The sequence below is a fragment of the Caproicibacterium lactatifermentans genome, from assembly GCF_013315815.1.
Lineage (GTDB): Bacteria > Bacillota > Clostridia > Oscillospirales > Acutalibacteraceae > Caproicibacterium > Caproicibacterium lactatifermentans.
Genome location: NZ_CP046051.1, coordinates 1868811 through 1882102 on the forward strand (window position 1 = coordinate 1868811; position 13292 = coordinate 1882102).

Below are 13292 nucleotides of genomic sequence, written 5' to 3' on the forward strand. Positions count from 1 at the left end.
ACCGGACAGATAATGCTATAATATCTGTATTTGAAATCATTTCTCTCTGCAAAAGGAGGAATTATCAATGGCAAACAGCAGTAATCGTGGGGGTTCACGTCCTGGTGCAGGCCGTAAGAAAAAGAATCCTGACGGCACATATGAGCATGCTGCGTTCTCTGCAGAACAACTCAAGGAACTCACGGACTCGCCTCATGTGGCATATGTCTCAAGCAAAACAGTGTCATACACAAAAGCTTTTAAAGATGCAGCTTGGCAACGGTACTGCGATGGGGTCGATCCGATACAGATTTTTTCTGAGGTCGGCCTCAACCCGGAGACATTAGGACGTGCACGCATTCTCGGCTTTTTTAAGCTTCTGCGGCAAGCAAAAGGACGTGGCCTCGAGTTTACCGAAGGAAATGATCCTTATCCGGATGACAACGAGGATGCACCTCCACTGCCAGCGCCGCCTCGTAGGGCAAACAAAGGGCATCCTCCATTGATGAGCGAGTCAGAAATAAACCATCTCGCTGCGAAGGTTGCCTACATGTCCCAAGAGATTGAGTTTATAAAAAAAATTATATTTGCGGAGAAGAAAGGGAAATAGCCATGTATATGAATGGTTCCCCAGAAGTCCGCTACCGCATCATAAATGAAACCATTAGCCAGGATGACAATCTTCTGAATATTTCTTATCTTTGTGAAATAGCAGGCGTATCTCGTTCGGGATTTTATTACTGGCGTGGACATCAGACCGAGCGGACAGCATCCGATGAGGCCGATCAAAGAGACTTTGACCTCATTGTGGCTGCATACAATTTCCGCGGATATTCAAAAGGCGCACGCGGTATACACATGAGACTGCGGCATCAGGATCCCCCGGTGCTTATGAACACAAAGAAGATTCGCAGACTGATGAAAAAGTATCACCTCGTATGTCCGGTACGAAAGGTAAATCCGTACCGCAAGCTCGGCAAGCGTCTACAGGAAAACAGGACAGCTCCGAACATACTAAACAGACAGTTTAAGTCATTTGGACCGCGCACTGTTCTGCTGACGGACATTACATATATTCCGAGACCGGTACACCGAGATAGCAGCCAACGAGCTTACTATTATTCATACGTCTGTGTGATCATGGACGCATTCACAAAAGAAGTTTTGGCCTGTACCTGCAGTAACTCCTGTGATACAGATTTCGTCTTGGACACCGTAAATCAACTGATGGAAAAGCATGGGTCTGAACTTCACACGGACGCCCTGATCCATTCAGATCAAGGATGCCAATACACCAGTTCTAAATTCGTTGCCATTCTGAATGATTACAACCTCCGTCAATCCATGTCCCGCAGAGGAAATTGTTGGGACAATGCACCGCAGGAAAGCCTATTTGGACACATGAAGGATGAACTGCCACCGGTTGGATCTTATGGACATGCAGTAATTGCTGAACGTGTTTACGCTTGGATTGAGTATTATAACAACGACCGGTATCAATGGAGCCTTGCCAAGCTCTCGCCGTGTGAGTACTACAAGTTTGTCATGACGGGAATTTATCCGTTGGATACATTTGGGGGCGCTGCCCCCAACCCCCCGGAGTTTAACGCTTTTGTTTCCGGGAAAGGCAAAGAAAAAGACGAAGCCAAAGCTCCGCCTTCCCCGCAAACCTGACAGCCCGCTCGGGTCGCTCTCCAGCGTTGCCCTATCCTGTCTGTCAGTAAAGCAGGAACATTATATCACGGATTCAGCTTTCGGATTTCAAGTTTGATTATTTTGTCCGAACAACGGGGTACACTTCAGAGCTTGCCGGAATCTTCGCCGACGACGGAATCAGTGGCACCAACACAAAGAAGCGTGATGAATTCAACCGCATGATCGACGAATGCATGGCCGGAAACATCGACATGATCATCACCAAGAGCATCAGCCGATTCGCCCGCAACACGCTCGACTGCCTCAAGTACATCCGGCTTCTAAAGGACAAGAACATCGCGGTCTGGTTCGAGAAGGAATCCATCAACACGATGGACTCCAAGGGCGAGGTTCTGATCACCATCATGGCAAGCCTCGCGCAGCAGGAATCCCAGTCCCTTTCCCAGAACGTGAAGCTCGGACTACAGTACCGCTACCAGCAGGGAAAGGTGCAGGTCAACCACAATCACTTCCTCGGATACACCAAGGACAGCGACGGGCACCTCGTCATCGACCCGGAACAGGCGGAGGTCGTCAAGCGGATCTACCGCGAGTACCTCGAAGGGCTCTCCATGAAGAAGATCGCCGAAGGACTGGAGCAGGACGGCATCCTCACCGGCGCGGGCAAGACAAAATGGTACGACTCCACCATCAACAAAATTCTCCGAAACGAGAAATACATGGGCGACGCCCTGCTTCAGAAAACCGTAACCACGGACTTTCTCACCAAGAAACGCGTACGCAACTCCGGTGCCCTGCCGCAATACTATGTGGAAGATGACCATGAAGCCATCATTCCGAAGGAAATCTTCATGCAGGTGCAGGCGGAGCTTGTGCGACGCAGGAAGGTTCACACTGGGCCGAACGGCCAGAAGCGCATCTACTCCGGCAACAACTGCTTCTCTCAGATGGTCGTCTGCGGAGAATGCGGCGAGCTCTACCGGCGCGTCCACTGGAATAACCACGGCTGCAAGAGCATCGTCTGGCGATGCATCAGCCGCCTTGAACCCAGCCGCGCCGCCATGAACTGCATCAGCCGAACCGTCAAGGAAGACCTATTGCAAGAGGTCACGGTCAAGGCCTTCAATCGGATACTCACCGATAGCGACGGTTTCCTCCGGCAGATGCAGGAGAACATAGCAAAAGCTATAATGGCCGCCGACACGATGAGCCCGGACGGTATCCAGGCACGGCTCGACGAGCTGCAGAAAGAGCTCATCCGAAAGGCCAACAGCAAGCAGGACTACGATGCCATCGCCGATGAAATCTTTACGCTGCGCGGGCAGAAATCACAGGCCGAGGCAGACACCCGCAGCCGCAAGGAGACCCGGAAGCGCATCGCCGAGCTGCAGGACTTCATTGGTAGTCAGCAATCCGAAATCACCGAATTCGACGAAAGCCTCGTCCGAAAGCTGATCCAGCAGATCACCGTTTACGACGACCACTTCACCGTCCGGTTCAAATCAGGGCTTGAGATCGACATCAACGAATAAGAGCAGGCTTGCTCATGGGATTGCTCCCGGAGCAGCCTGCTCTCTTTTTATCTTTTATGACATCCAACTGGAACACTACATCCAATCACGAGTCTCAACCTACCAAATATCTAATCACGAGTCTCAACCTTGTAAAATAGCTCGGTCGATAAGTTCCCCCCCAGAGAGTTTTTCCTTAATTGAACCATCCTTTTGCAAAATGGTCAGGTGTGCAGGAATGGCTTAAAATAAGGCTTTGCTCACCCCTTAGTCCCTGACCCTTGACATCAATACTACCGTCTCAACATGATTGGTATGCGGGAACATATCGACCGGCTGTATTTTTTGTACCGCATAACCGAGTTCACAAAGATACTGCAGGTCACGCGCCTGCGTTTCCGGATTACAGGAAATATAAACCACTCGCTGCGGCGCCAGCTCCGAAAGAGAAAGCAAAAAACGCTCGGTACTGCCGGCACGGGGCGGATCCATAAAGACAACATCGGGGCGAATGCCCTCCTCTGTCATCTCGGTCAGATAATCCGTTGCGTCCGCACACACAAAGTGAATGTTGTGCAGTCCATTCTGCCGGGCATTTGCCGCCGCATCCCGCACGGCATCGCGGTTCAGCTCAATGCCCAGTACCTGGCCGGCCTTTTTCGCAGCTACCATGCCGATGGTGCCAATCCCACAATAGGCATCGATAACGCTTTCTTTTCCCGTCAGTTGCGCATACTCCATGGCCTTGCTGTACAGAACTTCACACTGGACAGGGTTAATCTGGTAAAAACTCTTTGCAGAAATGCGAAATCGGCAGCCACACAGCGTATCTTCAATATACCCCGGTCCATACAGGACCTTTTCCTGTTCCCCCAACACCATGCTGGTATGGTGACGATTGATATTCAGCAGAACTGTTGTAATTTCCGGGTGCTTTTGGCAGAGCGCCGCCGTAAACTTTTTGGCCGGAAAAATGGAATTGCTGACAACCAATACAACCATAACCTGTCCGCTTTGAAAACCGCGCTTAACCAATACATGGCGCAGAAAACCGCGTTCCGTACGCTCATCATAGGGGTGCAGTTTAAAGCTTTTCAACAGCTGACGAACCGTTGCCATAATCTTATCCGCGGTTTGATCCTCTGTCAGGCAGGACTTCACCGGCACCACCCGATGCGTACTGGATTGATACACGCCGGAAACGATATTGCCGCGGCGGTCCTGTGCAAAAGCCGCCTGCACTTTATTCCGGTAGTAGTAGGGATTTTTCATGCCTAAAATAGGCTCAATCTTCCCGAACTTTCCCAGCAGTTTCCGTGTACGGTTCTGTTTCCATTCCAGCTGCCGGGCATAGTCCATGTTCTGCAGCTGACAGCCGCCGCATTTACGGTACAGTGGGCACTGTTTATTTTCCAATTTGATACACCTGATTCTTAACATTCTTTATTATTTTCGTAAGGATGAATCCATTGTAAAACAAAAAACAAATAGAAACAAGCCTGCCTCAACAGCAGTTTTATAATTCCCTTGTTTCGGGACTATGGAATGCGTTATACTATAAACAGGAAAAAAATACAAAACGGCAGGGCGGTACAGCTTTGCCAGCAAGGAGGTCCTATGCAGATTGCCATTGTGACCGGTGCCTCCAGCGGTCTGGGGCGCGAATTTGTCCGCCAAATCAGCGAAACTGAACCATTAGATGAAATCTGGGTGATTGCCCGCCGGGAAACCCGCCTGCAGCAGTTGGCAGCGGAAATTTCATCTGTACAGGTGCGGCCCGTCGCACTGGACCTTACCCATCAGAAAAGCCTTCAGCAGCTGCAAGCGCTTTTACAACGGGAAAAACCGGACATCCGCATTCTGGTCAATGCAGCTGGGTTCGGAAAAATGGGCAGTTATGCGGACATTTCCCGCTGTGACTGTGACGGCATGATTGACTTGAACTGCCGTGCGGCAGTAGACATGACCATGCTTGCCCTTCCCTATATGCGGAAGGGAGCACGCATTCTGGAAATCTGCTCGACCGCCGGTTTTCAGCCGCTGCCCGGGCTGGGTGTTTATGCGGCCAGCAAAGCTTTTCTTCTGCGCTACAGTCGCGCCCTGCGCTGGGAGCTGTTTCCCCGCGGCATTCATACAACTGCGGTATGTCCGTACTGGGTAAAGGATACTGAATTCATTCCCACTGCCCGGAAAACCAAAGACGCAAAGGCCGTGCGTCATTTTCCGCTGGCAAGTCATGCCCACAGTGTGGTGAAGCTGGCCCTGTGGGACAGTCAGCTGGACCTTGCAGTATCTACCCCAAGCCCAGTCAGCTTTGTTCACCGCATTACCGCAAAATTCATTCCGCATTGTGTCATGATTGCCATTTGGGAACTGCTTCGCCGTATCTAGACGCAGAACACAAAAGCGTCCGCAGACCATAAGGCCCGCAGACGCTTTTAACAGGAGAAATATATTCCGTTAAAACAGAAAAATGAAAATCATCTATTCAAAATCGGAAGAAAACAAACCACTCAAATAGGCATCGGTCCTTTCGCAAACTGGATTCTGCGCTTCTGCGCTTTCCTGTGCCATTGGACTCACCCCTGTCTTTCTTTGTTGGCTATATCTTAACACCCCTTTTTAAAAAATCAAGCCCTTTTGAAATATTTTTTTATAGAAATTCTTTTTTGTACATTTTTCGCGTTATTTCCTGTAATATAGACAATTTATGAAACACGTGTAAATGATTGTTTCATTTTTATCCTTTTCTGCTCCGCTGCGCGGCGGCAAAAACAGCTGACCAAAACTGGCCGTTTTTATGAACTTCTATTCTTTACTTTGCTGGTACAGAAAGGTATAATAAAAGAGTTACACCTGTTGGAAATGTAAAAAGAGAGGTATGTTTACCCACAAGGCAGCGCTTGCCGCGGCATTCCGAAAAGGCAGCTGCTTTATCAGGAGGATTTATGAACTGGATTATTGTATCTGCAGTGCTGGCATGGCTGGCAGCGCAGCTGATTAAGGTGGCAGTCTGTCTGGTTCGCCACCAGGAACTAACCCTGCACGACTGGATTGGAACAGGCGGTATGCCCAGCTCCCACTCCGCCTTTGTCTGTTCCACTGCCTTTGGCTGTGGCATGGTCTGTGGCTTTGACTCTGTTGCGTTTGCGCTGGGCGTAGCACTAGCCGCTGTTGTTATTTACGATGCACTGGGTATCCGCTGGCAGTCCGGGCTGCACGCAGCCACACTGAACCGATTGGAAGCCAGAGTGGAACCGGAAAAAAACACTCCGCCGCTGGAAACACGGCTGGGCCACCGCCCACTGGAAGTAACGTGCGGCGGTCTTTTAGGTATTTTGATTTCTCTATTGATATTCAAAGTATTCCTGCCGCTTCCTAATTAAACAAACGAAGGTCTCTGCAAAGCATTTGTTTTGCAGAGACCCTTTTTATTTTCTCTGACTGCCGCGCAGCAAAAAGCGCAGCAGTTCTAAATTGGTGCGGCTGTTAACCTGTTCCCCCTGCTGCAGCAGGAAGGGTAGCATATCCTTTTTGCATTCCCCGCAGATGTCGATTCCCAGCACTGGACTGCCGCGCTCAAACAGCCGCAGCAGACGTTCCAGCACTGCCAAGGACATCTTCCCCTGACTCCAGTCTGTGCAGGCAAAATAGGTATTCAGTACATCTTTATCAATGGAAATATAGATTGGTATACCACCCTTTAGCTGTTCCAGCTGCGCCCATGTTTCTTTTTCCTGCAGTGCCTGCAGGCTTACTGCCAGCAAGCGGCTGCGGTACGGTTCCTCAACAGACGCGAAAGCGGACTGGTCCGGACCCACAATGCAAATCTTCTGCAGAAAGGGACTGCGGTCCATCACGTCCCGTACCCAACCGCCACAGGAAAGCAGACCGGGAAATTTCGGCGGCTGCATATCGCTGTGGTAGTCGAACAGCAGCAAATGAAAAGGCTGCTGGATTTTTTCCAGCCAGAAGCCCGTAACATAATGGTAGTCTCCGGAATCCAAAAAATGAATGCCTGCGGCGGGAAAATCCCGTATCCTTCGGCGAATCTCATCGGCAGCCTGTGGGGTACAGTAACAGTTGGTACCCGGAATGTCGTGACAATCTACTAACGCAAAACGGACATCTTTGTAAAATGTTTCCTGCCTGTAAATATCGGTAAAATTGAGAATGACAATCTTCGGCTGCATCTGTTGTTCTTCCTTCCTCTTGTTTTCCGGTCATTCAAAAAGCAGCCAGCCGCGAATTTTTCCGCTGACTGACTGCTTCTGTACGGACTTTTTCAGCCCTTTTTCTATTTACACATATCCCATCGGGTCAACAGCTGTGCCGTTTACACGCACCTCAAAGTGACAGTGCGGTCCGGTGCTGTGGCCGGTGCTGCCAACATAGCCGATAACCTGCCCTTTAGCCACTGTCTGACCGGAACCGACAGCTACGCTGCTCATATGGCCATAGTAGGTCATAATGCCGTTGCCATGGTCAATGATAACCAAATTGCCATAGCCCCAGCCGTTGTCGCCTGCCTGTACAATCGTGCCGCTGTCGGCCGCAACAATCGGTGCGCCGTAAATGCCGCCGCCGCTGATGTCTACGCCTTTGTGGTAGGTGCTGCCGATACCACCCGGGCTGCTGCGGTGACCGAACGGAGACGTAATCGATGTGCAGCTAGGCACTGGCCATGTCATGGAGCCACTGCCGGAAGCGCTGGCGCCACTGTCCTGTGAATGTGAAGAATAGGAATTTGTGTCATCACTGCTATTATCGCTGCTCTTTTCAGAACGGCTCTTCTTTGTGGAAGAAGCATTGCTTTCGCTGGACTTCTGGACCACGGCCTTCTGCTGAGCAGCTTTTTCCTGTGCTGCTTCTATCTGCTTTTTCTTCTGGCTTGCCTGATAAGCCGCATACCACTGATCCACCGCCGCACTGGCAGCGCCCTCTTCTTTGGCCAGTGCATCACTGGCGGCCTGCAGGCTGCTTTCCTGTGAAGACATCCCGTTAATAACGCTCTGTGCCTCACTTACCAAACTGGAAAGTTCGCTCTGTTTTTCATCAAGGGCTGTCTTGGCATTGGCAACTTCCTCACGGTTCTTTTCAATCTGTTTCTTCTGCTTGCTCACTGCGGCCATTTCGGACTTCAGCGTATCAATGAGTGCCGTATCATGCGACGTGACCATCTGCAGGGCCTCTGCCTTATCGGAAAGGTCCGCGACACTGCTGGCAGAAAGCAGAATCTCCAGGTTGCTCGCGCCGCCGGACATATACAGGGCACACAGCCGATTTTTCAGCTTTTTGGTGTCTGCTGTAATGCTGGTTTGCTTGTCTGCAATTTCATTCTGTGCCTGCAGAATATTGTTATCCAGTTCGGAAATTTGTGTATTATATGTATCAATTTGGTTCTGCAGTGTTGTTATCTGGACCTGCAGCGTCTGTTTGTACTCTTCTTTTTTGCTCTTATCCTGACGCAGCTGACTCAGCTTAGTATCATTAGCCTGCTTCTGTTGTGCGTATGCCGCCTGTTTCTGCTTCAGAGTATCGATATCATCCGCAGCATACACGGTTACCACTGCCGGAGAAAGCACCAGTGCAGCGGACAAGCATAGGGAAACAATGCCGCCCAGGATTCTTTTCGTTCTCTTATTCTTACCAGCCAACGATAGAACCTCCTTCTTTCTTGAGATAGCGCTCTATGGAAATAATGCCGCCGGCCGCGCCGAATACAGCGCCCGCCAGCATAAACACAATCAGTACCGGCACCATAACACTGTTCAGATTGATAACATTGAAAACGGCGCGGATACCAATGGAACTGATGATTTTATAGTACAAAAGGTTCAGCAGACCGGCAGCAATGGCGCCCGCCGCCAAACCAGTGACCATGCCTTCCACTAGGTATGGCACTCGGATAAACCCGTTGGTGGCACCCACCGATTTCATAATGCTGATTTCCAGCCTGTGGGAATACATGGCTACATGAATGGTATTGGCAATGATGAACAGCGAAACCAAACTAAGTGCAATGACAATAATCGCACCGACATTGGCAACAATTCGGTCAATGTGTGTCAGTTTATCCGCCAACTGCTGATAATCGTAAATCTTGTCAACACCGTCGATTGCTGTTATTTTTGCCGCCGTGTCCTTATATTTAGAAAGGTCCTTCATAGAAATACGGAAGGAGTTCGGCAGCCAGTTGTTGTCACCCTCCAGGCCATCCAACAGACCAGCGTTCTGCTCACCAACCATTTTGCGCATATCTTTCATGCCGTCATCTTTGGAGATGAAGTCACAGGAGGAAATGTTGTCCATCTTGCGAATTTGGTCACCTATCTGCAGTGCCTTCAGCGAAGGGACCTCCTGTTTGATGTATACTTTAATGGAATTGTTTCCTTCCACCATACCCATGGCACTTTTGATGTTCCAGCTGAAAAGGACAGCTGCACCAGTCATCAAAAGGCAACTCATCAGCACAGCGATACTTGCCAGTGACATGGTGCGGTTAGTCCAGATATTTTTAATGCCCTCTTTAAAAAGATACCTAAAATTTTTCATTGCGCAGCGGCCTCCAGTTCTTTGCTATCTGCCACTATGCGGCCTTCCTGAATCTCGACAATGCGCCTGTGAAACTGTTTCACCAGGCTGTGCTCATGTGTAACCATCAGCACAGTGGTCCCGCGCAGGTTAATCTCACTTAAAAGATCCACAATCTCAAACGACAGAGCAGGGTCAATATTGCCGGTAGGTTCGTCCGCAATAATCATATCTGGATTATTGACCAGTGCACGCGCCAAACCAACACGCTGCTGTTCACCGCCGGATAGCTCCGCCGGATAGCATTTTGCCTTCCCCTGCAGATCCACTAGGCCCAATATGTACGGTACACGTTTTTTTATTTCCCGCCGGCTGGCGCCGACAATATGCATGGCAAACGCCACGTTCTCAAAAACTGTCATCTTAGAAATCAGACGGAAGTCCTGAAACACCATTCCCAGTGTGCGCCGCAGATAAGGAACCTCTTTGCGCTTTATATGCATCAGGTCATGGCCGTTTACAGTAAGATTGCCGCAGTCTGGCCTTTCTTCACAGGTAATCAGTTTGAGCAACGTACTTTTCCCCGCACCGGAGGCCCCCACGATAAAGACGAACTCGCCTTTGTCCACGTTCAGGCTCACGTCATACAGGGCGCGGGTGCCGTTCGGGTAGGTCTTATTGACATGACTCAACTCGATCAAGCAGATCGCTCCAATCATAAAACATTTGATTTATACGCACAGTTTTTATTTACCGCGTATGTAATCATACTAACACACTTCTTACTCTTATAATTCCTATACGGAAAAATACTGTAATCAAATTGTAAACAGATGTACAGGAAAAACGCTTCACTCTTTCCTGCCTTCCTCACCTGGAAAAAGGATACAGGCAATCAGACAAAAACAGGCAACCGCCCCGCCTGTGCAGGAACCGCTGCCTGTTTTTATTTTTCACTTTCAGAACTTTACAGGGTTGGAATCCAGATACTTTTTCACCATGAGTGCTACCTTAAAGACAATGGCGTCCTCAAACTGGCGCAGGTCCAGTCCTGTGATTTTCTTAATCTTTTCCAGACGGTACACCAACGTGTTGCGGTGCACAAAGAGCTTGCGGCTGGTTTCGGAAACATTCAGGTTGTTTTCAAAGAAGCGCTGGATTGTAAACAGTGTTTCGTGGTCCAGGCTGTCGATGCTGCCTTTTTTGAACACTTCTTTCAGGAACATTTCGCACAGTGTGGTCGGCAGCTGATAAATCAAACGGGCTATTCCCAAATTGTCATACCGGACAATGCTGCGTTCGGTATCAAAGACCTTGCCGACTTCCAGTGCAACCTGTGCTTCCTTAAAGGAGCGTGCCAAGTCCTTAATACCCTCCACCGGTGTGCCGATGCCCACAACACAGTGCGTGTAGAATTCACTGGAAAGGGTATCCACAATGGAGCTCGCCAGCTTTTCAAGGTCCTTGCTGTCGATGCCCGGCTTAATTTCCTTGACCAGTGCAATATCGGTTTCATTGATATTGATAACAAAGTCCTTATTTTTGTCTGGGAACAAGTTCTGAATGACATCGTAGGCAGCAATATCGGTCTTATTGGTAACCTTAATCAGCATACATACCCGGCTGACATCATTGTCGAAGTGCAGTTCCCGTGCCTTCAGGTAAATATCACCGGGCAGAATATTGTCCAAAATGACATTTTTCACAAAGTTGCTGCGGTCATACTTTTCATCATAAAACTGTTTAATGCTGGAAAGTGAAACCGCCAGCAGGGAAGCATAGCGGGCGGCTTCCGGGTCTGTGCCCAGCACAAACACGGCGTACTCCGGACGCGGCAGGCAGCCGAAAGATTTATAGGTATACCCGTTGACTACAAAAGGTTCCTGTGACATCATCAGTTCCGGTGTAACGCTTTCGTTCACTTCCCCGATGCGTCCCAGTTCACTGCAAGCAATAATGACCGATGTTTCGTCTATCACGCCAATCGTGCGGTCTATCGCATCTCTCATCTGATGAATAACGCCCTGAAATAATCTGTTTGACATAAAAGAACCCCTCGCTTTTTCTAAATATATAAGCAATATATAAGCGCACTGTTCAGCAAAAGAACAAGCTGCTGAAAAAATGCAATAGATGATTTCACAAAAGCTGGCTCTTCATATAAAAGCGCCTTTATTTATTTTACATACTTTTTAAATGCTTTTCAACTATTTCATAAAAAAGTTCACAACTTTTATTTATTTCCTACAGATAATTGGCAAAGAAAAAAGGAACCGCACACAGTGTGGTTCCTTTTTACGCTGTATCACTGCGTTTTTAGTTCAGAATCGTAATCTCAGAATCCTTATCAAACAGGTGGCACTTCGTCATATCAAAGGCAATCTTGATATGGTCGCCGGACTGTGCCGTAGAGGTTGGCTCTACACGGGCGGTCATGTCGTTGCCGTCACAGACAAGGTACAGGTAAGTTTCTGCGCCCATCATTTCGGTTACTTCCACCTGTGCATCCGCAATGTACTGCGGGTGTTCCTGCAGGAACTCCGGTTCATCATGCATATGCTCGGGGCGAATACCAAAAACAATATCCTTGCCGACATAAGGGTCCATCATTTCCGGCTTTGCCTTGTCCGCCGGCAGCGCCAGTGTGTACTGCCCAAAATTGACCGCATAGCCCTTTGCACCCTTGCTGACTTTTGCATCGATAAAGTTCATCTGCGGACTGCCCATGAAGCCTGCCACAAATCCATTGACCGGGAAGTCATACAGGTTCTGCGGGGTATCTACCTGCTGAATGATGCCGTCCTTCATAACAACAATGCGGTCGCCCATGGTCATAGCTTCGGTCTGGTCATGCGTAACATAAATGAAGGTTGTACCCAAGCGCTTGTGCAGCTTGCTAATTTCTGTACGCATCTGTGCACGCAGCTTTGCGTCCAAGTTGGACAGCGGTTCGTCCAGCAGGAAGACCTTCGGGTTACGCACAATGGCACGTCCCAGCGCAACACGCTGGCGCTGGCCGCCGGACAGCGCCTTTGGCTTGCGGTCCAGCAGATGGGCAATGTCCAAAATACGGGCGGCCTCTTCCACGCGGGCCTTAATTTCGTCCTTCGGGACCTTGCGCAGCTTCAGGCCAAATGCCATATTATCAAACACGGTCATATGCGGATACAGGGCGTAGTTCTGGAACACCATGGCGATATCGCGGTCTTTCGGCGCAACATCGTTTGCCAGGGTATCGCCGATATACAGCTCACCCTTTGAAATGTCTTCCAAACCGGCAATCATCCGCAGTGTGGTGGATTTGCCGCAGCCGGAAGGACCGACCAGAATAATAAATTCTTTATCCGCGATTTCAAGGTTGAAGTCGCTGACGGCCTGTACGCCGCCGTCATAAATTTTGTAAACATGTTTCAGGGATACGCTTGCCATATTATGTGCCTCCTGTAATTTGGTTCAATTTTCTTTTGCACAAATCGGTTGTTTTAATCATAGCAAATAACGCAAAATGTGTACAGCCCTGTTTTATCCAAAGTTCTTCTGCTCAGTTTATGGAATTCTTCTAAAAGCCAAAAATGAGGCCTTAATTTCATCCATATTGTCAATGCTGTTTAT

At 49.2% G+C, this 13292-nt stretch carries 12 protein-coding genes; 5 read left to right on the forward strand and 7 right to left on the reverse strand.

Translation table 11 applies throughout. The features are described from left to right. Nucleotides 1-67: 67 nt before the first annotated feature. From GJQ69_RS09085 to GJQ69_RS09095, 3 genes are all read left to right on the forward strand, one after another. A complete protein-coding gene (locus GJQ69_RS09085; protein WP_174192708.1) occupies nucleotides 68-589 on the forward strand; it encodes an HTH domain-containing protein in 522 nt (173 codons plus the stop codon). A gap of 2 nt (nucleotides 590-591) precedes the next feature. Continuing rightward, the gene (locus GJQ69_RS09090; protein ID WP_174192710.1) at nucleotides 592-1653 is read left to right on the forward strand and encodes an IS3 family transposase; all 1062 of its coding nucleotides are present in this window, start codon (nucleotides 592-594) and stop codon (nucleotides 1651-1653) included. A gap of 140 nt (nucleotides 1654-1793) precedes the next feature. Then, nucleotides 1794-3167 (forward strand): recombinase family protein, encoded by a 1374-nt coding sequence (locus GJQ69_RS09095; RefSeq protein ID WP_476695782.1) that lies wholly within the window; start codon nucleotides 1794-1796, stop codon nucleotides 3165-3167. Between the two features lie 246 nt (nucleotides 3168-3413). Here GJQ69_RS09095 and rlmD read toward each other — a convergent pair whose 3' ends face one another. Next, the gene (gene rlmD, locus GJQ69_RS09100; protein WP_236849687.1) at nucleotides 3414-4562 is read right to left on the reverse strand and encodes a 23S rRNA (uracil(1939)-C(5))-methyltransferase RlmD; all 1149 of its coding nucleotides are present in this window, start codon (nucleotides 4560-4562) and stop codon (nucleotides 3414-3416) included. A gap of 201 nt (nucleotides 4563-4763) precedes the next feature. Here rlmD and GJQ69_RS09105 point away from each other — a divergent pair, with 201 nt between their 5' ends. Continuing rightward, the gene (locus GJQ69_RS09105; protein WP_086036673.1) at nucleotides 4764-5537 is read left to right on the forward strand and encodes an SDR family NAD(P)-dependent oxidoreductase; all 774 of its coding nucleotides are present in this window, start codon (nucleotides 4764-4766) and stop codon (nucleotides 5535-5537) included. Between the two features lie 557 nt (nucleotides 5538-6094). Then, entirely contained in the window at nucleotides 6095-6532 is a 438-nt protein-coding gene (locus tag GJQ69_RS09110; protein ID WP_086036674.1) for a divergent PAP2 family protein, read from the forward strand. A gap of 45 nt (nucleotides 6533-6577) precedes the next feature. On the opposite strand, the gene GJQ69_RS09115 is transcribed toward GJQ69_RS09110, so the two are convergent. The 6 genes from GJQ69_RS09115 to GJQ69_RS09140 all read right to left on the reverse strand — a co-directional run bounded on the left by GJQ69_RS09115 (nucleotide 6578) and on the right by GJQ69_RS09140 (nucleotide 13109). Further along, the gene (locus GJQ69_RS09115) at nucleotides 6578-7339 is read right to left on the reverse strand and encodes an arginase family protein (RefSeq protein WP_086036675.1); all 762 of its coding nucleotides are present in this window, start codon (nucleotides 7337-7339) and stop codon (nucleotides 6578-6580) included. 108 nt (nucleotides 7340-7447) lie between these two features. Next, entirely contained in the window at nucleotides 7448-8803 is a 1356-nt protein-coding gene (locus tag GJQ69_RS09120; RefSeq protein WP_086036676.1) for a murein hydrolase activator EnvC family protein, read from the reverse strand. Beyond that, a complete protein-coding gene (gene ftsX / locus GJQ69_RS09125; RefSeq protein ID WP_086036677.1) occupies nucleotides 8793-9701 on the reverse strand; it encodes a permease-like cell division protein FtsX in 909 nt (302 codons plus the stop codon). The genes GJQ69_RS09120 and ftsX overlap by 11 nt, the downstream gene beginning before the upstream one ends. Then, the gene (ftsE, locus tag GJQ69_RS09130; protein ID WP_086036678.1) at nucleotides 9698-10381 is read right to left on the reverse strand and encodes a cell division ATP-binding protein FtsE; all 684 of its coding nucleotides are present in this window, start codon (nucleotides 10379-10381) and stop codon (nucleotides 9698-9700) included. Before ftsE ends, ftsX begins: the two co-directional genes overlap by 4 nt. A gap of 258 nt (nucleotides 10382-10639) precedes the next feature. Further along, nucleotides 10640-11725: a PucR family transcriptional regulator gene (locus tag GJQ69_RS09135; RefSeq protein WP_174193565.1), complete on the reverse strand. Its 1086-nt coding sequence runs from the start codon at nucleotides 11723-11725 to the stop codon at nucleotides 10640-10642. 271 nt (nucleotides 11726-11996) lie between these two features. After that, nucleotides 11997-13109 carry an ABC transporter ATP-binding protein gene (locus GJQ69_RS09140; protein ID WP_086036680.1) on the reverse strand — a complete coding sequence of 371 codons (1113 nt, stop codon included), beginning with the start codon at nucleotides 13107-13109 and terminating at the stop codon, nucleotides 11997-11999. Nucleotides 13110-13292: the final 183 nt, after the last annotated feature.